The sequence below is a fragment of the Psychrobacter halotolerans genome, assembly GCF_039680845.1.
Taxonomy (GTDB): domain Bacteria; phylum Pseudomonadota; class Gammaproteobacteria; order Pseudomonadales; family Moraxellaceae; genus Psychrobacter.
The window spans coordinates 171728-193743 of the sequence record NZ_JBDKWD010000005.1; the positions used below are offsets into that span (position 1 = coordinate 171728).

Here is a 22016-nt window from a genome sequence, read left to right on the forward strand (position 1 = left end):
TTGCAGCTCTAGGCATGCTTATAGTCTGACTTACCACCTGTTTTATTAATAAGGCGAACATTATCGATCACAATGTCGTGGGACAGCGCTTTGGTCATATCATAAATGGTCAAGCAAGCCACGCTGACTGCAGTCAATGCTTCCATCTCAACCCCTGTCTTATGGGTGACCTTTACCGTACCACTGACAATGATACTATCAAGCGCATCATCGTATTCAAAGCTCAAACCGATCTTGTCTAACGGTAGTGGATGACAAAGTGGAATCAAATCATGCGTACGCTTAGCGGCCATAATACCCGCAATATGCGCCGTTTGCGTAATACTGCCTTTTTTGGTCATGCCATCAGCCGCTTTGATTTGCTGATAAATCTCGCTCGGAAAGCGTACTTGTCCAGCTGCTACCGCCTCTCTTGTCGTTGCCGTCTTACCGCTGACATCGACCATCGTGATATCACCATTACCATCTAAATGCGATAAAGTCGATGGATTAGTAGCTTGAAGATTGTTTGTTTGGCTGTCCATATTCATTAATATTTCTCTTGATCAGTCTTTTATAAATCATTTAAAGCTGTACAGGCAAATGCAAATTCTGTTGGTGTATTAAAATTGGTCAAATGCTGCCATTGCTTCGAAAATTTTACAGAATGCGCCATTGGCTTAATAAACGCCATGACTCGACGCTCACCACTATCAATATAAGCCTTTAGATTCGGTTTGATACTTAATTGATAAATGCCTAACAATGGATACAAATGATGTTCGTCGGCTAAGCAAATAACCTTTTTATCAGCATCTTGGCCAATAAACGATTCAAGCTTTTGCCACAAGTCCATGGCTGGTATCAAACTATCACAGCTAATGACCAGTAGCCACGATAATGGTGATGATTGGCTATTTTTTAATGTACCTGAGTCGCTCATTTTTGTTAGCGCTTGCAGCGCTGATTCAATCGCCACCAATGCACCGCCCGTCTTACTGTGCTCATTACTTTGATTGGCTTTAATGTCACTAGGGTCATAATCAGCAATATGGATAACGGGCGACGGTAATTCATTGTCTATTAGCGTTGAGTCGATAGTAAAACCACGCGCGTTATCAGCAATCATAATCGGTACATTTAGCTTTAGCGCGTGGCGAACATGATAATCAAGTAACGGCTCACCAGTCGACAGCATAAGCTTTGCTTTAGGCGTCCCCATTCGTTTAGAGGCACCGCCCGCTAAAATAATCACACCTGCCAAACTATTTGAAGCGCTATCTAAAGGGTTTGCACATTCAGTCATGGTCATGGCTAGGGTTTTGCGCCATAAAATGTGGCACAAAGTTACACGGACGCGTGCGACTGTCGAACTGCTCTTTTAAAATATTTTCCCAGCCTGTGCGACAAGCACCGGATGAACCCGGCAGACAAAAGATTCCCGTGCCATTTGCCATACCAGCAACTGCCCGCGACTGCACGGTTGACATGCCAATCTCATCTTTTGAGATTAATCGGAACATCTCGCCAAAGCCATCAATGGATTTATCAAACAGCACTTTGACCGCTTCTGGCATACTGTCGCGAATAAAGAACCCCGTGCCACCCGTCGTGATAACCGCATGAACATTTGGATCTGCAATCCAGCCACTGATGACCGCTCTTATTTGATAGATATCATCGGTAATCAGCTGACGGTCTGCTAAATGATGACCCGCTTCTGTTAAGCTGTCTGCCAGATATTGTCCTGAGGTATCCTCCGCAAGTGTGCGACTATCAGATACTGTCAATACGGCAATATTCAATGGGGTAAATGGTGCAGCAGGCTTGCTCATAGAGTTTCCTTTATAGAGTACTTATTCAATAAAAATGTAGGTAGTTATTGGTTCAGGGCGCGGTTAATCGAGTTAGCCACCGATGATCGAGAGATTGTGCATAATGCCACTATCCGAATCATGTAAATGGTGATGTTCAGGTTTGATCGGCATAAAACTGTGTAGCGTGCTGACCAATCCTGTGACATCGTCTTGCTGGAGATAATGGCGAATGTCGTAATTGCCTTGATCGAATAAGCACAGATGCACTTTGCCCTGACTACTGACTCGCAAGCGGTTACAGGTCTCACAAAAATGCTCAGCATAAGGCGCAATCATACCGATACGGCCCACATAGTCCGGATGACTATATTCTACTGCTGGGCCATCAGAGCTGCCCCGATCATGCGCTTGCCAGCCATGCTCCAACAGATAATCGATAATCGTATCAGACTGAGCATGCTGGGCAAAAAACAAATCGCTATTATCGCTGGTCTGCATAAATTCAATAAAGCGATAAGTCACTGCTCTGTCTTTGACATAGTCAATCGCTTGCAGTAGATTTTCAAAAGCCGTTTCTGCCATCAAAATACTATTGATTTTAAGCTTGATATTCGTCTTTTCTAACAATCGATCCATATCTGTAAGCAATTGCGGCAAGGTATTAAAACCCGTCATTTTATGAAAGGTCGCGGCATCAAAACTGTCCATACTGATATTAAGCTGGTCCAATCCGGCAGCGTGCCAGCTTGCCAAATGCTTGCCAAGCTTGTAGCCATTACTGGTCATCGCGACCGTTTCAATGCCGTCCGTTTGCTTGATGGTTTCGATAATCTCGACAACATCGCGGCGAATGGATGGCTCACCGCCTGTAATTCTGACTTTTTTGGTGCCTACTTTTGCAAAACCGCGTATCAATGTGGCGATCTCAGGCACGCTTAGCTCGTCGTCAGGACGTTTGCCTTGATAGCCATTTGGCAGGCAATACTCACAGCGGAAATTACAAAAGTCAGTGATGGATAGGCGCAGATAAGTCAACCGACGGGAAAATCCGTCCGTTAAAAGTTGGTTGGGCTCGCTTGTCTGATCAGTAGGCGCAACCACAGAGAAGGTGTTATCGCCCTCGTCTGTCACTGATCCAGATGCTGGCGAATACCACTTGGCACTACCTATTTTAAAACTGTCATCACTCATATTTTATTGCCATTTGTATTGCTTGCTATCAGCAGTACTTTATTGTTCGTATTGAATTTATCATTTTAAGATTACTTTTCCATTTTTCTGTAGTCATCTTATAGTAAATTAGCAAACGATGAGTTAAGTGTACAACCATGGAAAAGGCTGGACAGTCACTTCCCTGTTTGCTGAGACATCGCCACTGTCTTTATCCAACACCACAAAACAGTTGGCGCGGCTAAGCTGTTTGATTCTATGCGACTGTTGGCCTGAGAAACACTCAACTTGATAGCTGCCTGCCGTGTTTTGTGACAAAAATCCGCGTTGAAAGTCTTTGCGACCGGCTGATTTTCTGACGTCATTACTCAGCGTGGCTTTGACGGTTAGCGGTATAGGCTGCTCTATCGCGCTTGCACCCGACATCTGCCACAGCGCTGGTATCACAAACTGTAAGGCACCAACGACGGTCGATAGCGGGTTGCCTGGTAGACCAAAATACAATACAGGCTTATCAATATTTTTGTTTAATTCCCCAAACACAAAGGGTTTGCCCGGTTTCATCGCTACTTTGTAATGATTAATTTGTCCCAAGTTTTCGATCACGGTGGTCAAAAAGTCATAATCACCCACCGAGACGCCTGCTGTCGAAATCAGTACGTCACAATCTTGCATGGCTTTATCAACGGCCGCCATTGTTTGCTCTAAATTATCAGGAATGATGCCGTAATCGCGCACACTGACAGGTAGATTTGCCAGTAAGCTTTTTAGAGTTGGTGTGTTCGAATTATATATTTGCGCAAGGCTTGTCAGCTCATCCCCGATGGTCACAAGCTCATCACCCGTCGCCAATACGCCAACTGTTAATGGCTGAAACACACGAACTTGGCTGATACCTAAGTTTGCAAGCAAGCTGATATCAGTGGGATTGAGGCGTTTACCTATCGGTAAAACCGCTTCCCCTGATTCAATTTCTTCACCTTGTTTGCGAATATTGCTATCAATCTGAGCCGTTTGTTTGAGGGTTATGGTATAAGGTTGTGACTTATCGATTGTGTCTCTGATTTCTGCAAAGTTAGTGTTTTCTTGCATGATGACCGTATCACAATCATCTGGCACCACAGCACCCGTAAAAATACGGACACCTTGTCCGGCTGTGAGATTACCAATATAAGCGCTGCCCGCCTGCGACTCTCCAATGATTTCGATCACACTGTCTGTTGCAAGGGCGCTGCCCTGAGCAATCGCATAACCATCCATCGCGGATACATTCTGTCTGGGCACATCAAAAGGTGAGGCCACCTCTTGCGCCAATATTTGATTACGACTTTCTAGTAGATCGCACGTGCTAATGGCTCTGTTTTTTAGGGGAAAGTCGTTATTATTATAACTATCTACGCGTTGCTTTATCGCAGATTGTAATTCTTCCATGGTAATCATAAAGGCGTACTCTTATCGTTGTTCTAATGATGCGTTTGTCAAAATCCATTATCTAGAGTGTATCATTCACTGCCGCAATATTCTTATACTCGTCCTTTATTTTAACACTTGACACACCCCAGCTTATTTTTGACAGGAATGATCATCGGTATCAGCGACTCTTTATTATTCAATTCAGCGCCTTTTTATTATTCAACTCAGCGCCTCTTGATAACTCAACACTTAGTTTTTAGGATTTTGTTCTTAGTATCTTTGTTCTTAGTATCTTTGTTATTAGGATCTTTGTTCTTAGGATCTTAGCAAAACCGTTAAGTTTTTAAAAAGCTGTCAAAGAATAACGCAAAAAAGCACCCAAACAAGGTGCTTTTTTGTTGTTTTGAGGTTTTAACGCTTAGCATAAAACACTAGCGTTTAAAGCCATTCGCTTAAAGACATTCAATGAGAAAACATAAGATTAAAAAGCGTATGTCCAAAAAGAAACCTCAACACGCTTTTTCACCATGACGCTAGCGATGAGGCGCTACGCTGGGTGATAAATCCGTCTGGCGTTTGACCATTATCTGCTTGCCAACGTTGAAATGCTTTACGGGTATTGGTACCTACAATACCATCGGCCCCTTTGGTGTCATAACCTGCACTGGTCAGACGCTGCTGCAAATTGCGTACTTGAGCGGTTGATAATGGACGCTCATAGCGTGGCCATGACGTTTGTAGGCCACCTTGTCCAGCCAGTGCCTTACCAAGCAAACTCACGCCCAGCGCGTAACTCGACGAATTATTATAGACTTTGATAACGTCAAAGTTTGGACTTAATAACAGCACTGGGCCATCTTTACCAGCAGGAAGCCACAACTCCATTTGGGTATTGGCGTCTAAATAGACATCAGCAATTGTATCTACGCCCATTGCCGCCCATCTGGCCGCTGGTTGCTTAGTACCCACGGTAGAGTAATCAAACGAGGCCGGAACCGTCACTTCATAAAAAGGTGCTAGTCCGCGCACCCATCCTGAGTTACTCAAATAGTTGGCAGTAGAGGCCAAAGCATCAGACGTCGCCCAAGGGTTGCGATGACCATCGCCATCACCGTCTACGCCTTGTTCAAGCCAAGTGGCAGGAATAAACTGAGTCTGTCCCATGCCGCCTGCCCACGAGCCATCAAGCTGTGACCAAGACACATCACCGCGTTGCAATAAGGTTGCTAGTGACAATAATTGGGTTTCGGCAAACTCTTGACGACGACCATCATAGGCAAGGCTGGCAAGTGAGCTTGGTATGCTGCTATTGCCAATAACCGCGCCATAGGACGACTCCATACCCCATATCGCCGCGACGATTTCTGCATTGACGCCGTACTGAGATTCTAACTGCGATAAGAATGAACGCTGCTCAGCAAACTTACGCTTACCCGTGCTTACTCGGCCGTCTGATACGGCAGAGTCTACATATTCCCATGGCATTTTAGAAAACTCTGGCTGCCCTGAATCCAAAGAGATCACTTGCTGATTTAGATAAGCAGTATCGAGTAAACGACGAACCGTTTGAGCATCATAACCTGATGAAATCGCCCGCATAGAAAAATCTGACTTCCAATCAGAAAAACTGCTGTAGCTTGGTTTTGCCACTGGTTGCGGCTTAACAACGACTGGACGCGGCGTGGGCTTCACTTGAATGGTTTGAGTCTGTGTAATCTCAACATTGCCTTGGCGAACCGGCTTACTGTTTTTTTGCATCGCCTGTTGACTCGTACACCCGACCATCACTAAGGCAGGAAATAGAGCGATATAGTGTTTTTTTACAATCATAAAATTCTCAGGTGTGAATAAGTAAATTGACTCAAATAAAGACGCGTCATCGAAAGGTAGAAACAAATCCTTTGATAACGCTCCTTAATCAACCAAGCCATTAAAAAAATCAGCATCAACGCCCTAACACTGCACGTGGGTCAATAGGATTACCATTTAAGCGCACTTGAAACTCTAAACCCACTTGATTGGTTTGGCCACTGTTGCCCATATTGGCAATACGCTGACCGCGCTGCACAGCATCACCTTCTTTGACCAGCAGTTGGCTGTTGTGAGCATACGCCGTAATATAATTGTCACTGTGACGAATCATAATAAGGTTGCCGTATTCTGGCAGACCATTGCCTGAGTAAAGCACGGTGCCAGATTGACTGGCAAGCACGGGATCACCGACGTTACCTGCAAACCACATGCCCATCGTGCCAGCGTTGGCATCAAAATTGCGCGTTACTTGGTTGCGACTCGGATAGTCATAGCCTGAAGTAGCATTGGCAGTCGCTTCGTATACAGGACTTGGTGAGTTATTAATCGGCGCGCTTGTCACAGGCGGTGTATAAGTAGGCTGCGGGCGTGTTGGCGCGGATGTATTGTAGCTGTTGTTATTGTAGTTATTATTGGCTCGCGGTGCAGGCGTCCCTTCCCACAATCTAAGCCACTGACCACTATAAATCGTGTACTTGCTATCCAAACCGTTCATCGCCCCAATTTGACGATAGTTGAGACGGTAACGCTCAGCGATTTGACTGACCGTATCACCGCGCTGTACGCGATGATAGTTAGGAACGCCTTGTGCGTTGGTGATGATCTTAGGTCCCGCTTGGTTGGTTGCTTGGTAGGTGGGCTTTGTGGCACAGCCCGCCATTGTCAACATTGCTGCTGTCATAGTGCCAACCAATGCCACTGTTACAAAGCGCGATCCCGCAATAAGCTTATTCATACAAGATTTCCTATTCTTTATATTACTCACAAACGCCTTGTGTTACTCACAAGCATTTTGCTAACTGTTATACCGTTTCGTAGTGTATAAGTACAATGTGCATAAGTACAATTTTAAGGTAAGTGCCATTTTAAAATAACCACCATCACACCTGAGATGGTGATAGCGACTTTTTGTCATTTTTTCCGATATATAATCTGACGACTTTTACTGGCGTCCAGCTATAAAGCCAGCTCGGACAAAGCATTTAAAGCAGCGGTGGGCGTATGATGCAATCGGACAGGCGACAGACTAATGTAACCCGCTGCCACTGCTTGGTCATCTGTCTGCAACGACTCACTTTGCTTATCCATGGGCATCTCACACGGTTGTTTACGCAAAGACAACCAGTAGGCTTCTCGCCCGCGCGGGTCAACCACTTGATGCACAGGACGTACCATTTGCTTATGTCCCAAAGACGTGATTTTGCGACCTTTTATATCATCAGCACTGTGCACATCGGGAATATTAACGTTTAATACGTGATAGGGCAAATTTTTGCATATATCCAATATCGGTGTTTCTATCAATAACTTAATGATTTCGTTGGCAGCCAGTTGATACTGACTGACTTGTTCTTGGGCACTGCTTTTGGTTCCGCCTCCCACCAGTGACGTCGCAATCGCCGGTATGCCCAAAAGCTGCGCTGTTAATGCGGCGCCAAAAGTCCCTGAAAACAATACATCTTGCCCAAGATTGGCGCCTGAATTAATGCCCGTAATTACGCAGTCGAATTGCGTATCAGGATATAGCTCATGTAACGCTAAATACACGCAGTCGGCAGGCGACCCATTAACGGCAATAAAACCTGAATCCAATTGTTGTGTATATAACGGCGTTGAAATACTCAAGGCACTACCACAGCCACTGTGTTCCGTCATTGGCACAACTACCACGACCTCGGCAATGGCAGACAACGCTTGATATAACGCCAACAATCCTGGCGCATACATCCCATCGTCATTACTAATCAAAAATCTCATTTTTACTCAATATATTTATGAATGTAGGCGTGCTTGACCGTCTGTCTACTTATGACCCTTTTTATTATAGAGTTGTTATAATCTGCCGATCAACAATAGCGTTAATGTTTGAGCGGCAACGTTTAAGTACCAATATCTAAGCGCCAACGTATAAGTGCCCATGTTTAAAATGTCCAATTGGTTGTCATTTTAGTTGACTCAATGTCAGTCAAGTCAACCAAATACTCAAACGTATTCTAATCTAATGATGCTAAAAAACTTTATTTGCTAGACTGATATCACTATTGCATGCAATTGACCCTCAATAGTATACAGATACAAGTTCAATCTGCCGTTAAAATTGTCTTAGTTTTTTGGCACCGTAAAAATCTAGCCAACTTCTTGATACTGCTAAATAAAAGTGATTTATCAGGTTACAATAGATAATAATACACAACAATATAAACTTATATTTTTATGCTGATGTAACTTATGCGCCTATGCTACTGGCATGTTGCTAAAATAGGACTTTGGCTCACAAGATATCTACACATAAATCAATATTTTATGTGACTTTTCTTTTCTTACCTATTAACATATGACCATCAAATAAAGATAAGTGAGTGTAATACTGAATGAAAAATCAATCGATATTATCTGTAGCTTCTGTGATAGCAAAGACCGCCTCAAAAATTGGTTTTGCAGGACTGATAACATCTGTTGCCATGTTTTCTCAAGCATCTCTTGCCGCAACCAACAATGCGACAACCATACCGTTAGATATGTCTGGTATCAATGTCACCAAACATGAAATTGCGGTTATGCAGGTGCTATCAGAGATATGTCCACCGATGCTTAATGGCAAACAAAAACAACGCTTTTATAAATCTTATACCGTACAGCTTCACGAGTTGATGCCGTCTTTAGAAGATCCAAAAGCTGCCATTCAATACTTATCAACTCAGCAAGACTATCGCCAAATCCTACAAGGCATCCGCAGTTGGACAATGGGATTCTCAAAGCAAGAGAACAAAGCTTTATGTGAAGATTTGGCCAATGCCGAGTACCAGTAGACTAAGTACCAGTAAATTAAGTATTAGTAAAATAAGCAGCCATATTTAAGCAAAGGTTAAGCAAATCAGCGTTATCAGTTCAGCGCTGCCAGTTTTGGGTGCGTAGCGATCGTATTGATGTTAATGATTAGGTGAGAAAATCAAGGCAATACAATCCAAAAGCTTGTTGTCATTCCATCAAGACCACTGGGGAATGCAACAGGCTTTTTTGTGGCAATCAGGTTTATCTGACAGACCCTATGACATATGCTCAAGCGATAAAACAACAATAGCGTAAAGGCGCAATGATTATTAATTTTTGTTTTTAATCTGCGCCTTTTTTTGCATTTATCGATTCCCCATTGGTTGGCATTTTGCTAAGATAAGGCGTTAATTTTAAGTCTGTCGCTCAGTTACCCCTGCTTGTATTGAGACGTTACTTTTTGACCTCATTTTTAACATCGGTTAGCGAAAAAATCGATGAGAGTAAGTACTGGGCACAAGCGATAGATACATTTGGTTTCATGATGCGGTGTAATGATATATGACAGTAAAGCGTGTAAAAAACCAGCTTATGCAGCTGGTAGTTGGTGTAAGTATCTCGATGAGTGCAGTAATGGCGAGCGCAGCCATTCAACCGCCTGAGATGGATAATACTGCTTATGTATTAATGGATTATAATACTGGCGAGATCTTGGCACAAAAAAATGCCAATACCTCTCTTCCACCAGCATCTCTGACTAAAATGATGACCAGCTACATCATTGAGCAACGCTTAAAATCAGGGGACCTGAAAGAAGACGAACAAGTATTGATGAGCCAAAACGCTTGGTGTCGTGGTAGTAGCAGTCAGTCCTGTATGTATGTACCAGTCAATAAAACAGCCAGTGTCATCGACATGCTTCGCGGTATTATCATTCAATCAGGTAATGATGCCTCAAAAGCAATGGCAGAGCATATCGCAGGTAGTGAAGACTCGTTTGCCATCTTGATGAATGAGCAAGCCGAAAAAATTGGTATGACCAATACCCATTTCGTCAACGCCACTGGTATGCCTGATGAAGGGCATGAAGCCTCTGCTATAGATTTAGCCAAACTGGCACGTGCTATTATTAAAAATAGCGGTGATTATTATGGTATTTACTCAGAAAAAGAGTTTAGCTATAACGGTATTACTCAAGGAAACCGTAATGCACTACTTGCCACTGATTCCACAGTTGACGGCTTAAAGACAGGTCACACTGACGCGGCTGGCTACTGCTTGGTTGCTTCAAGCAACCGTGATGGCATGCGTTTAATTTCTGTGATTATGGGCACTGACAGCCAACAAGCGCGCGCCGACCAATCACGCGAGCTACTTAACTGGGGCTTTGGTCACTTTACCACTGTCACCAAAGCACCTGCTGGGCAGTTCGTCAGCAAGGTTCCGGTATGGTTTGGGGAAGCGGATGAAATAGAGCTGGCAACGGGTGATAACCTACAAATCTTGACTTCCAAAACTCAGAAGAACAAAATCACCACGGTGGTCGACATTCCTGAGAGCTTAGAAGCACCCATCAAAAAAGGTCAAGAAGTCGGTAAAATGATGGCCGTTATTGATGGTAAAGCCGTAGCGTCTGTCCCGATTGTAGCAACCAGCGATATCGAAGAGTCAGGCTTTATGAGCCGTACGTGGCAGCACATTGTACGCTGGGTACAAAACCTGCTTTAACACAGCATTTTTCGTTTAATAAAAAAGACGCCCCTTATTAAGGCGTCTTTTTTTATGTCTGTACTTAATGACAGATATAGTTAATCTTACATAAAAGAGATACAACGGGATTAAATGGTGTTTGTCTCAGCCTCTGGAGACGCCGTTACAGCAAGCAAGAAAAATATCATTTCAGTTAATTGAGCGACTTTATAGTCAGGTATCTTTTTTATTTAGCTTTAGCTATAAGTATCGGCTACATATCTACTGGTTTGAGCTAGTAGATTAACGATCTTTTTAAAAAGGCATCATACCCATACCAACCAGCGTTTGATTAGCTCAATCAATGCTTTGTCCTTGTAGGTTGCACTATGGCAATAATCGACGCCAGCGGCTTTTAAAAAGTGCTCAAAACCTTCTAAATGTCGCGCTTGATGCTGTGGGTACCAATATATCACCAAAGCTCGATGCTCACTTTCAGATTGACGGATACGTTTGGTTAAGAATTCAGCGGTGCTTGGGGCGATATCTTCTGCAAACATAACCATATCTACTTTCTTTAGGCTCACGTCTTCTAGCACCAGTTGTTCATGCTGACGATAGATGACATGAGCGCCTAGACGTTCCAACTCGTCGGCTAAAGATCCGGTTTCATGATAGTAATAGTAGATGATCGTCAATTTGTCCAAAGAGTGCAGCTGGCGAGATTGGCGCTGGCTCGGCATCGCTACTGTCAATGTAAATTCCGTACCTAAGCCTAGTGTACTCTCAACCTCTATCGTAGCGCCCATAAGCTGCGCCATTTGCTTGACCACTGGTAAGCCAATGCCTGACCCCTCGTATTGACGGGTTTTCGATGAATCCACTTGAAAAAATGGATTAAAAATATCTTCGATATAGTTATTATCGATACCAATACCTGTATCTTTGACGCTGATTTGCCACCGATTACTTTTAGAAAAATGGGTCAGCTGCGAGGTGATGGTCACCTGCCCTGCTGGCGTAAATTTAATGGCATTGCTCAGCAGTATCGACAATATCTGTTGTATTTTTTCTGCGTCCCCTTCGAGATTATAATCTATATGATGAATGCGGCTGATTAACGTAAGCCCTCTTTTTTGCGCGATTGGCTCAAATTTTGCTAATAGATCCGCCATCAACTGTAAGGGGTTAAATTCGATTGATGCAACCGTCATCTGCCCTTTTTGTATTTGATTCAACTGAATGATGTGATCCAGCGATGACACCAATTTATCGCTGCCTTTACTGATAATTTGCACAGCGTCTTTTTGCTCTATATTCAAAGCATCATAATCTAACAGCTGCAAGCCGCCCACGATTGCATTGAGTGAGGTTTTCAATTCATGAGTAATCATGCTTTGGAAGTTATGTAGCTGCACATCGAGCGATATGTCTTTTTTATACAGCTGCTGCTCAAAGTCGGCAATCGCTTCATACTCTTGCTTGATTTTTTGTAGACGGTTAAACAAAGTGATAAAGGTTTGTTTGATCTGCATCAGCTCTTGAAACTCAAATCGCTGTGAGATGACAGGCAACTGCTTAAGGTCTGGATTTTTTATAATGACGTCACAAGCATCCGCCAACGATTCTATGTCTTTTACTGGCCAATGAAGCTTACGTAAAAGATATAGCACCCCCAGTATCGCTATCACAGTGGTAATCAGCCATAGTAATAAGGTGCTTTGAAACCAATATAAACGCAGCCTCTTTAGATCCAAGGTGATATTGATGTAGCCTACCAAAGCGTTATTGTCGGCTACCTCATTAGCCTCAGACGGCTGATTCACCGTGTTTGCTAAATACGTGGCTGGTTGCTGATTGGTATTTGATGGTTTAATGTTACGATTGCCATCGATATAGTTGCGATTGCTATCGATGTAATTGCTAATGACGGGATAATTAAAACTGACGGTATCGGCAAATAAGACATTTTTCCAATCGCGTTTCGCTTGATTGCTGTCTTCGATCGGCTGGGGTGTGGAATAAAATAAAATGCTTTGAATGCTCGGCTCACTTTCTAACAAAAACCTGACTTGCTCAGCCACAATGTCTGCCCCATCAGCCGTCGAGGCACTGGTCGTCAGTAGTGCTGCCATTTGCTGGATATGATGACGTTTTTCTTTGTAGTGATGCAATAGACCACAAACGAAAGACAATAAAAAGCCTGCTAACAATGCCAAGATGATGGCTTGTATGACAGAACGCCAGATAAGGGTAGAGATGGTTTGTGATGAAGGGTTGTTCATATCACTCAACTGAGCCAAGACAACGTTTATCTATACTACAGGTATTTTTGCGGTGTGATAAGTGAAACATTCAGGTATTTGCGTGCCGTTCTTGAGTACATCATCGTTAAAACAGGCATTGTATTAGAATACCACTTCTTTAAGCCAAACTTACTTTACCGCGTCCAATCACGCGATAAAGTAAATAAAGTAGCAAGCAGCTTAGGCCACGTCCTCAATCCGATCGATAGTCATCTAAAGGTACGAAAAATGAAGACGCGCCCTAATAATTAACGAGATTTTTTGTCTTTTGTGGTGAATTTCTTTGCCCGATTGCGTTCACGTTGACGCAACTGCTGCGTTTTCGCTTTGGTTGGCGTGTCGCTCTTATTGGCATAAGGATTGTCATTTTGTTTGAATATGACATTAAGCGGCGTGCCTTCAAGTTTGAATACTTGACGGAACTGGTTTTCAAGATAGCGCTGATAGCTCTTAGGCAAGGCACTGGTCTGATTACCATGAATAACGATGACTGGTGGATTGTGACCACCGATATGAGCATAACGCATTTTAATACGGCGACCAGCAACGGTTGGCGGCGGATTCGCGGTAACAGCATCTTGTAAAATCTGAGTTAACCGATTGGTTGATACTTCAAACATTGAGGATTTATAAGCGCGCAAAATAGACGGATATAAGTTACCAACGCCTGTACCATGTAATGCTGATATCAAATGCACTTTTACATAAGGTATAAAGTTAAAACGGCGATCCATCTCAATTTTAATATAGTCTCTTTGATCGGGCGTTAGACCATCCCACTTGTTAATTGCCACCACTAACGCGCGACCAGCATCAAGCGCATAACCAATCATATGCAAATCTTGATCGACGATACCTTCATGAGCATCAATAACGATCACAGTTACATTAGAGTCTTCAATCGCTTGCAAGGTTTTGATGACAGAGAATTTTTCTACTTTTTCATCGATTTTACCGCGGCGGCGGACACCAGCCGTATCGATCAAGACGTAGTCTTTACCATCGCGCTGATAAGGGATATAGATACTGTCACGCGTGGTGCCAGGCATATCAAAAACCACAACGCGGTCTTCGCCCAAGAGACGATTGACCAGTGTCGATTTTCCGACGTTGGGACGACCAATAATGGCAAGCTTTAGGCCGTTTGGTTCTACGATGTTGTCTTGCTCAGGCATATCAGCCGTCAACACTTCGAGTAAGTTTCCGACACCGCGACCATGGCTGGCAGCCATTGGATACGGTTCACCCAAACCTAACGCATAGAACTCAGCAGGGGCAGCATCGTGAACCCCATCGACTTTATTCGCGACCACATAGACAGGCTTACCAAGGGTGTGCAAAAACTTACCAATTTCGGCATCTGCCCCAATCATTCCGGCACGAGCGTCAACAACGAAAACAATGATGTCTGCTTCATGAATCGCGGTATGCGACTGCTCAGACATATAATCATCAATATTACCGCTGCCATCATCTGCCTCGCCAATACCACCCGTGTCTACTACAATGAAGGATTTATTTTCATAGGTAGCATCGCCATATTGACGGTCACGAGTCAGTCCTGACAAATCAGCAACCAATGCCTGCCGACTTTTTGTAAACTGATTAAATAAGGTGGATTTACCGACGTTTGGGCGACCAATTAAGGCGACCACAGGCTTGATACTCATGGGTTACTCTCAGTGAAAGGCATAATGACGAACTGTACCATTTATTCTTTTAAAACCGTAATAAATATACTGTACTAATCCGCAAATTAAAATGGATGATAAAACGTTAGCAAAAACAAAGGTTGGTTCTATTGTAATTGGCAAAAGGGGTATGGTCTGACTACATTATATACAAACCGTATCGCCAGTCCAAAATAAAAGAGATCTCATTGTCATAGCAACTTCTTATGTCAGCTATAAGCAGCTCTTACTGACTCTTTTACGGACTTATAATCTGCAAAAATTCAACTAATATATATGAACAATGCTATGGCGTGTCGGTCGCATAGAGTACGCGAAAGCTTGGGTTTAAACAAGCCATTTACACAACGCATGAAACGCTGACTAAGCAGCGTTTATGTCTATATTTCATAAAATCACAGTCAATCGGTTGGCTCAGCGCTACTACTAGAACCTAATATCAAAACCTACAAGATAACTTAGCGCTGACAAACATCCGTTAACGTGCCAATTGCCAAACAGCAACCTGACCTGACGTACTTTGCGTCATCAAACGGCTACCTTGCACTTGTAAGCTACTCAGCGCGCCTTTGGTCTCTACACGGCTGACGATTTTTCCAGTGGCAGGATCAAATAAATGTACCACCCCGTCCAAATCTCCAACGGCGATATAGTTACCAATCATCACAGGGTTGGTTAAATGGCGATAGGCCAGCTCTTCACTTTCCCATAGCGTCTCACCAGTGCTTCTATCATAAGCAACCACTTTACCATCCAAGCCAGTAGCAATGACTTGTTGGTTGTTAACCGCCAATGATTTTAGACTGGCAAGCTCATTGACGAACATGACTTGACGCGACGCCAAATCAATCCCTAGCAACTGGCCACTGTAACTGATAGCAAACAGCTGGTTTTTATCGACGATAGGCTGACCATCGACATCGCTCATACGCTCAACTTCGCTACTACCTGTACCGACTCCCACACGTCTTGACCACTGCGGCAAACCACTGTCGGTAGTCACGGCATGTAAACGTCCATCGGCAGTCGCTAATAGTGCGGTTTTGCTGTCTAATAAGGTAGGCGCTGCACTACCACGGACGCTGATAGCAGGGACTTGGGTAGCAAACTGCCATACTGATTGACCCGTTTGTAGAGACAATCCGTGTAAAAAACCATCGTTTGCTGATAGGATCACACGGTTATTGGTAATAAGCGCTGGTGTCAGAACCGTGCCTGACAACTGCTGCTGCCAACGTTTCGCGCCCGTGGCACTATCAAATGCCATCACTTGTCCGCTGCGAGTGCTGACAATGGCGGTTTGGCTCAGCGCATCTAAAGCCACGCCGCCTGTAATTTGATCACCTACTTCAACCGACCACACACGCTCGCCTGCACTATTAAAACCTGTCAAATCGCCACCTCGTGAGGCGGTTACGATCTGCCCGTTAGCGTAGCCAACTTGCAAATCTAGCGGATCTCTTTTACTGGCTTTTTTACTGCCGACGTCCGTGCTAAACACAGGTTGTAGCACACTAATAGGCTGAGCAATTTGTACAAGCTTGACAGGTTCATTGACAACGGGTTTGATACCGCGATTACACCCAACCACCGCAGTGCTCATTACTGCTAGTACTGCCACATGCATAACCGTCGTTTTAAGGGTCTTAGCGTTTAACATTTTGCTCGCGCGAATAGATTGAGTCATTACAAGTTCTCACTACAAATAAATTATTGATGATTAGGTAAAACGCCAAAGCTATTATTAGTCAATAGCGCTCATTACTATACAATTACGGTGCAACCTCAGCAGAGGCATTTTCTGTAGCGTCTTCTAATGGCTGTACAGGTGCGGTTGGCTCTTGGATAAGGCCAGCTTGCTCGTCAATACGTTCAGGGACGATACCCAAACTCTCCATTTTTAATGCCAATACTGCGCGTGTTTCTTGACGACCACGTAATAGCTCCCAAGCATTGTTGTATGACTTAATCGCTGAGTCTTTATTGCCTTGAGCCAAATAAATATCACCGAGCAGTTCTTGCTGGCTAGGTTCAAACGAGCTTGGCATATCTTTACTGGCTTCTGTCAATGCCGCATCTGCATCACCTGCTGCCAATAGCGCAGTGGCATAGCGCAAACGAGTGATCGCCTGTAAACCTGCATCGCCCAAATCGATGGCCAATGCTTTTTTGAGTGTCTCGCTGGCTTCAGTCAGCTCATCGCTATCCACTTGTTGGCGTGCTTTAATCATAAGTGCCTGCCACGCGTAGACTGAATCACCGTGCTCATTGACAAGTGCGTCAATGTCTTTATTAAGCTCTGTACGGCTTTGGGTCAATGATTCTTGCGCTTCTGCCTCTAAATCTGGATTTTGCGCAGCCAAGCTGACCTCTTCATTTAATCGTTGAATATCGGCATAATGATCCGCCGCCACCGTATCTACTCGCGCATGGTTATTCTGCCAATAAGTCCAGCCAAAATAGGCGGCCAGTGCCAATAAAATTGCAGTGACAATATAACTGCCATATTGCTTTAACGCTTGCATTGAATTGTCTGCATTTGGCGAATTTGGTGTCAGAGCCATACGTGTTTACCTGATAAAATTGTTATTAAGTTGTCGTCAACAAGATCCAAACCAATGAAGTATTGGTAGATACGACTGTTCATATAGTAAATTGAGCGTTTAGTTGCGAGAAAAATTGTCTTTATTTAAAAGCCAATCTTGGGCAACGGTCTGTTGTTCGCCCGTCCGCATGTCTTTAATACTGATGGTATTATCATCCAATTCTTGCTGCGCGATAATAACAGTCAATGCAGCACCCGACTTATCTGCTTTTTTCATTTGCGCTTTTAAACTCGTCGCACTCGCCATTTTGACTCGTACATCGGGACGACTATAACGCAGGTTTTGCGCATAACCAACCCCAGCACCATACACTTCTGGGTGAGCAACTACAAACACATCACAAACTGGAACGTCAGCAATCGGTGCGACTGCCTCCATTAGTAACAATAAACGCTCAAGCCCCATCCCAAATCCAACCGCAGGCTCAGATTTTACGGGCTTATCATTGTCCGTCCCGATAGACTTCAATTGTCCAACCAATCCATCGTAACGACCGCCTGCACAAACGGTAGCTTGGCTACCAAGTTTGTCAGTAACCCACTCAAAAACCGTTTTATTGTAGTAATCAAGTCCGCGTACCAAATGCGGATTGATTTCAAAATCGATGCCAAGAGCGGTCAAATAGGTTTGCACTTTTTCAAAATGTGCCAAACTTTCTGTACCCAAAAATTCTGCCAGCTTTGGTGCATCTGCCAAGATCGCCTGCGTAGTCGCCTCTTTACTGTCCAAAATACGAAGGGGATTGGTCGTAAGGCGGCGTTTGCTATCCTCATCGAGCTGATCTTTTTTATCAGTTAAATAGGCAACCAGCGCCTCGCGATAGGCGTAACGCTCATCAAGCTCACCCAAACTGTTCAATTGCAGGCTTACCTCATTGGTTAAACCCAGCTCTTGCCACATCAGATGCGTCATAGCGATAAGCTCAGCATCGGCGTCTGGTAACGCACTGCCAAAGCTCTCGACACCCAGTTGATGGAACTGACGATAACGTCCCTTTTGCGGACGCTCATAACGGAACATTGGGCCAATGTACCACAGCTTAGGTGTATCGCCGCGCAACAAGTTGTGCTCAATTACTGCACGTACCGCACCTGCCGTGCCTTCTGGGCGCAACGCCAATGGCGTTGGTGGATCAGATTTATCCGTAAAGCTATACATCTCTTTTTCGACGATGTCGGTGGCACCGCCAATGGCTCTCGTAAATAACTCAGTTTGCTCAACAATCGGCAACCGAATATGTTCATAGCCGTATCGACCCATCACGTCTGCCAATATCGCCTCTAAATGCTGCCACTTTGCAGCCTGTTCTGGCAAAATATCATTAAACCCTTTAATTGCTTTAATCATGGTACGGTCGTATCCTTAAAATTTCTAACAAACTTGCTATTATTGTTGTATGCGCTCGTAATATTACTTATTTTATAAGTCGCTTATTTAACTCGAATAATCTCATTCTCGCGTTTTTTGGCCAAATCTGCGGCGTGAGCGCGCACCATGCTTTCTATCTCGTCAACCAAATTATTGGTATCGATTAAATGGCTCTTTTCACCCATACGGTATACCAGTGACTTTGGCGCAGCTCCAACGATACCGATGTCTGACTCTTTCGCCTCCCCTGGCCCATTAACCTTGCAGCCAATGACCGACAGATTCAATGGTTCACGAATGTCTTCTAAACGCGACTCTAGCGCTGTCATGACTTTGATCACATCAAACTCTTGACGTGAGCAGCTTGGACAAGCGATAAAGTTGACACCATTGGAGCGAATATTCAGCGACTTTAAAATATCAAAGCCAATTTTGATCTCTTCTTCAGGCTCTGCCGCAAGCGAGATCCGAATGGTATCGCCAATACCGTCCAATAATAAACCACCAAGCGCGATAGCTGATTTTACCGCGCCCGTACGATAGACGCCGGCTTCTGTGACACCCAAATGCAGCGGATTGTCGATTTCTGCGGAGATCAGACGATACGCATCCATGGTCAAAAACACATTACTGGCTTTGACAGACACTTTATATTGATCAAAATTTAAGCGCTCAAGTATATCAATATGACGCATGGCTGATTCAAGCATCGCCTCGCCTGTTGGCTCTGTATACTTACGCTGAATGTCTTTTTCGAGCGAGCCTGCATTAACGCCGATACGAATAGGGATATTATAATGTTTAGCGCACGCAACGACCTCGCGTACTTTGGCATCGCTACCGATGTTACCGGGATTAATGCGCAGACAATCAGCGCCCGCCTCAGCAACCGCTAAGGCAATCTTATGATCGAAATGGACATCCGCTATCAATGGCACGCTGACCCGTTTGCGAATTTCACCAAAGGCTTTGACTGTGTCCATGGTTGGGGTCGATACGCGCATTAAATCCGCGCCTGCCTCGACGCAGCGCTCAATTTGCGCGACCGTCGCTGCCACATCACAAGTATCCGTATTGGTCATGCTTTGTACGCTGATCGGTGCATCACCACCAATCGCGACATCACCGACATATATTTTTTTGGTAAGACGACGGTTAATAGGCGCTGACGTTGACATAGACAAACCCTTCAATTGGAGCGAGAAAAACGGAAAAAAAACACACGCATGGTCGCTTTTAACAGCGGTTAATTGCAGCTTTAAAATTAAGGTGCTAACTCAAAACTGGCTTGGTTATCCGTTGTATAAGTATCCAAAGCAACCGCTTCTTGGTTGAGCATTAAGCTGATATTATTAACATTATCAATTTGCACATTAAACGGTGGTACACCTGCCAATGTATAATTACCAGATGTCTGCTCGCCATTCATCAGACTACTACCAGACGCATCGGTAATATTAACGGTCGCAGTATCAGTCAATCTGACTGCTAGATTGGCTTCACTTATATCAGTACCGCCTAAATTAAGCGCTGAACCTGAAGAACCAATATCAGTGGCATCGATCGAGGCACCTTGCGCTTGCTCTGAGACAGACATATCTTCTGTGGTAGTGACTGGTTCTTCATTGTGCTCTTTGCTTGCATGACTGACCATACGGAACAAAAATACGGCCAATATAATGACACCAATAACGGCTATAATCAGTAACGGATTAAAACGAATGCGACTGTGCGTATCGCGTTGCAACGTGCCCATTGGACGCAGCGGCGTATCTGTATTATTAGACGCTTGAACTTTGAGCTCATTGGGGTAAGCGGCATCAAAACTGCTCGCTATTTTTATGGGATCTAACCCCAAGTATTTGGCATAATTAATGGCAAAACCACGGGCAAACGCTGGTTGCGGCAACTCAGAAAAGTTTTCATCTTCTAGCGCTTGTAGATGACGCTTTAAGATAAATAGCTCAGCGGCCGCCTCGTCTAAACTGACTTGCTTCTTTTTACGGGCTTGCTGCAACATAGCACCAAATGATCCCTGAGCGTTAGATTGAGTGTTGGGTGATGGGGTGGTCATTTCCATGGTGCCTCTGGATTATTAAGCCAAGTCTTAAGTTGTTTTGCTTCATCGCTTAATGGATAAGCGGATAAAAGCTGCTGTGCCAATTGCTGGCGTGTGGTTATATTATTCTGTACAGCAGCAAGTTTGATGCCTTGTAATAGCAAGCGCGGGCTAATACCTTGTCCTTGCACCAGTACCAATGTTTCATCATACAGCCTTTGAGCCTGCGGTACACGCTGTTGCTCAAGCAATAAATCTACCAATTCGATATGGGCAATAATACTATTACGGTTACCATCAAGCGCCCGTAAAAAGGCTTTAGCCGCGGCATCGCGCTCACCTAGCTGTATATACGTCCGTCCCAAGTTCTCTAAAGCGCCAATACGGCCATCATAACCCAATGCAGCGCCTGCAATCTCAAACTGCTCAGCGGCCTCGCGATAGCGCTTCATTTGTGATAAATAAACGCCATAGTTATTGTTTGCTTGCTCAAAATCTTTATCGAGCGTGATGGCCTTTTTAAAATACTGGTCGGCTTTTTGAAGATTGATACGGCTGCCCTCTTGCTGCAGCAAAACGCCCATCATATCATAGGCTGGCGCGTAACGGCTATCCGCAGCAAAGGCTTTTTCGAGTTGTTGCTGGGCGGTATCAAGCTCATTTTTTCGAATATATTGTGCCGCAAGTGAAGTACGCACGCGCGCGATTTCTTGTTTATCTAAGTTGCGAGTGTCATTGGGACGTGTGGACGTTTGATAAGGGTTGCTATCTGCAAACTCACTGACAGGCGCGCTTTGACAACCGACTAAGAGCAATCCTGCTAGCATTGTTGCCAATGCCATATACTTTGGCATCGTCGCCTTAATAGTCAGCGTTTGCGATACTTTATATTCTAAAGAAAATGGGTTTTGATACTTGAGCTGACAAGAGTTTTTAGAAGTCATCATAGCCGCCATCATAAAACTGAAATTCAATGCGTTCGATCCTCGAGGCATCAGTTTAATAGATTTAGTCCTCATAAGTACAATTTAGTTGTCATTAATTGCTAAGCTTACCAACCCTGACCGCTATTGCTACATTTTTATAACCTTTGTGATAGATAAAAGACAACTAAA

At 44.1% G+C, this 22016-nt stretch carries 18 protein-coding genes; 2 read left to right on the plus strand and 16 right to left on the minus strand.

Features of this window, described 5'->3' with window-relative positions; translation table 11 throughout:
• Positions 1-8: 8 nt before the first annotated feature.
• From moaC to surE, 8 genes are all read right to left on the minus strand, one after another.
• Complete coding sequence (gene moaC, locus AAJP47_RS10710) at positions 9-530, minus strand: cyclic pyranopterin monophosphate synthase MoaC (RefSeq protein WP_346717914.1); 522 nt, start codon at positions 528-530, stop codon at positions 9-11.
• A gap of 23 nt (positions 531-553) precedes the next feature.
• On the minus strand, positions 554-1291 hold the full coding sequence (gene mobA / locus AAJP47_RS10715) for a molybdenum cofactor guanylyltransferase (protein WP_346717915.1): 738 nt from the start codon (positions 1289-1291) through the stop codon (positions 554-556).
• Entirely contained in the window at positions 1278-1814 is a 537-nt protein-coding gene (gene moaB / locus AAJP47_RS10720) for a molybdenum cofactor biosynthesis protein B (protein ID WP_346717916.1), read from the minus strand. The genes mobA and moaB overlap by 14 nt, the downstream gene beginning before the upstream one ends.
• 72 nt (positions 1815-1886) lie before the next feature.
• Positions 1887-2966 carry a GTP 3',8-cyclase MoaA gene (gene moaA, locus AAJP47_RS10725; protein ID WP_497198724.1) on the minus strand — a complete coding sequence of 360 codons (1080 nt, stop codon included), beginning with the start codon at positions 2964-2966 and terminating at the stop codon, positions 1887-1889.
• A gap of 144 nt (positions 2967-3110) precedes the next feature.
• Positions 3111-4406: a molybdopterin molybdotransferase MoeA gene (locus AAJP47_RS10730; RefSeq protein ID WP_346717918.1), complete on the minus strand. Its 1296-nt coding sequence runs from the start codon at positions 4404-4406 to the stop codon at positions 3111-3113.
• A gap of 495 nt (positions 4407-4901) precedes the next feature.
• Positions 4902-6209, minus strand: coding sequence for a lytic murein transglycosylase (locus tag AAJP47_RS10735; RefSeq protein ID WP_346717919.1), 1308 nt, complete (start codon positions 6207-6209; stop codon positions 4902-4904).
• A gap of 115 nt (positions 6210-6324) precedes the next feature.
• Positions 6325-7146: a LysM peptidoglycan-binding domain-containing M23 family metallopeptidase gene (locus tag AAJP47_RS10740; protein ID WP_346717920.1), complete on the minus strand. Its 822-nt coding sequence runs from the start codon at positions 7144-7146 to the stop codon at positions 6325-6327.
• A 221-nt stretch (positions 7147-7367) separates the two neighbouring features.
• Positions 7368-8168 carry a 5'/3'-nucleotidase SurE gene (gene surE / locus AAJP47_RS10745; protein WP_346717921.1) on the minus strand — a complete coding sequence of 267 codons (801 nt, stop codon included), beginning with the start codon at positions 8166-8168 and terminating at the stop codon, positions 7368-7370.
• A 614-nt stretch (positions 8169-8782) separates the two neighbouring features.
• Between surE and AAJP47_RS10750 the strand changes: the two genes are divergently transcribed.
• Positions 8783-9220 (plus strand): MCR_0457 family protein, encoded by a 438-nt coding sequence (locus AAJP47_RS10750; RefSeq protein ID WP_346717922.1) that lies wholly within the window; start codon positions 8783-8785, stop codon positions 9218-9220.
• A gap of 523 nt (positions 9221-9743) precedes the next feature.
• A complete protein-coding gene (locus AAJP47_RS10755) occupies positions 9744-10910 on the plus strand; it encodes a D-alanyl-D-alanine carboxypeptidase family protein (RefSeq protein ID WP_346717923.1) in 1167 nt (388 codons plus the stop codon).
• Positions 10911-11197: 287 nt separating this feature from the next.
• Here AAJP47_RS10755 and AAJP47_RS10760 read toward each other — a convergent pair whose 3' ends face one another.
• From AAJP47_RS10760 to pilW, 8 genes are all read right to left on the minus strand, one after another.
• Complete coding sequence (locus AAJP47_RS10760; protein WP_346717924.1) at positions 11198-13156, minus strand: ATP-binding protein; 1959 nt, start codon at positions 13154-13156, stop codon at positions 11198-11200.
• A gap of 269 nt (positions 13157-13425) precedes the next feature.
• A complete protein-coding gene (der, locus tag AAJP47_RS10765) occupies positions 13426-14847 on the minus strand; it encodes a ribosome biogenesis GTPase Der (RefSeq protein WP_346717925.1) in 1422 nt (473 codons plus the stop codon).
• 499 nt (positions 14848-15346) lie between these two features.
• Positions 15347-16555: an outer membrane protein assembly factor BamB gene (gene bamB / locus AAJP47_RS10770; protein ID WP_346717926.1), complete on the minus strand. Its 1209-nt coding sequence runs from the start codon at positions 16553-16555 to the stop codon at positions 15347-15349.
• Positions 16556-16640: 85 nt separating this feature from the next.
• Positions 16641-17432, minus strand: coding sequence for a YfgM family protein (locus AAJP47_RS10775; protein ID WP_346717927.1), 792 nt, complete (start codon positions 17430-17432; stop codon positions 16641-16643).
• Between the two features lie 99 nt (positions 17433-17531).
• Positions 17532-18821, minus strand: coding sequence for a histidine--tRNA ligase (gene hisS / locus AAJP47_RS10780; RefSeq protein ID WP_346717928.1), 1290 nt, complete (start codon positions 18819-18821; stop codon positions 17532-17534).
• A gap of 83 nt (positions 18822-18904) precedes the next feature.
• Positions 18905-20020 carry a flavodoxin-dependent (E)-4-hydroxy-3-methylbut-2-enyl-diphosphate synthase gene (gene ispG, locus AAJP47_RS10785; RefSeq protein WP_346717929.1) on the minus strand — a complete coding sequence of 372 codons (1116 nt, stop codon included), beginning with the start codon at positions 20018-20020 and terminating at the stop codon, positions 18905-18907.
• 86 nt (positions 20021-20106) lie between these two features.
• Complete coding sequence (locus tag AAJP47_RS10790; RefSeq protein ID WP_346717930.1) at positions 20107-20916, minus strand: helix-turn-helix domain-containing protein; 810 nt, start codon at positions 20914-20916, stop codon at positions 20107-20109.
• Positions 20913-21848 carry a type IV pilus biogenesis/stability protein PilW gene (gene pilW, locus AAJP47_RS10795; RefSeq protein WP_346717931.1) on the minus strand — a complete coding sequence of 312 codons (936 nt, stop codon included), beginning with the start codon at positions 21846-21848 and terminating at the stop codon, positions 20913-20915. Before pilW ends, AAJP47_RS10790 begins: the two co-directional genes overlap by 4 nt.
• Positions 21849-22016: the final 168 nt, after the last annotated feature.

Coding starts and splice junctions, on each gene's coding strand:
- pilW (WP_346717931.1), bottom strand. CDS start 21,848: ATGATGACTTCTAAAAACTCTTGTCAGCTCAAGTATCAAAACCCATTT.
- AAJP47_RS10755 (WP_346717923.1), top strand. CDS start 9,744: ATGACAGTAAAGCGTGTAAAAAACCAGCTTATGCAGCTGGTAGTTGGT.
- AAJP47_RS10730 (WP_346717918.1), bottom strand. CDS start 4,406: ATGATTACCATGGAAGAATTACAATCTGCGATAAAGCAACGCGTAGAT.
- hisS (WP_346717928.1), bottom strand. CDS start 18,821: ATGATTAAAGCAATTAAAGGGTTTAATGATATTTTGCCAGAACAGGCT.
- bamB (WP_346717926.1), bottom strand. CDS start 16,555: ATGACTCAATCTATTCGCGCGAGCAAAATGTTAAACGCTAAGACCCTT.
- ispG (WP_346717929.1), bottom strand. CDS start 20,020: ATGTCAACGTCAGCGCCTATTAACCGTCGTCTTACCAAAAAAATATAT.
- AAJP47_RS10775 (WP_346717927.1), bottom strand. CDS start 17,432: ATGGCTCTGACACCAAATTCGCCAAATGCAGACAATTCAATGCAAGCG.
- moaB (WP_346717916.1), bottom strand. CDS start 1,814: ATGAGCAAGCCTGCTGCACCATTTACCCCATTGAATATTGCCGTATTG.
- AAJP47_RS10760 (WP_346717924.1), bottom strand. CDS start 13,156: ATGAACAACCCTTCATCACAAACCATCTCTACCCTTATCTGGCGTTCT.
- AAJP47_RS10735 (WP_346717919.1), bottom strand. CDS start 6,209: ATGATTGTAAAAAAACACTATATCGCTCTATTTCCTGCCTTAGTGATG.
- AAJP47_RS10740 (WP_346717920.1), bottom strand. CDS start 7,146: ATGAATAAGCTTATTGCGGGATCGCGCTTTGTAACAGTGGCATTGGTT.
- mobA (WP_346717915.1), bottom strand. CDS start 1,291: ATGACCATGACTGAATGTGCAAACCCTTTAGATAGCGCTTCAAATAGT.
- der (WP_346717925.1), bottom strand. CDS start 14,847: ATGAGTATCAAGCCTGTGGTCGCCTTAATTGGTCGCCCAAACGTCGGT.
- AAJP47_RS10790 (WP_346717930.1), bottom strand. CDS start 20,916: ATGACCACCCCATCACCCAACACTCAATCTAACGCTCAGGGATCATTT.
- surE (WP_346717921.1), bottom strand. CDS start 8,168: ATGAGATTTTTGATTAGTAATGACGATGGGATGTATGCGCCAGGATTG.
- AAJP47_RS10750 (WP_346717922.1), top strand. CDS start 8,783: ATGAAAAATCAATCGATATTATCTGTAGCTTCTGTGATAGCAAAGACC.
- moaC (WP_346717914.1), bottom strand. CDS start 530: ATGAATATGGACAGCCAAACAAACAATCTTCAAGCTACTAATCCATCG.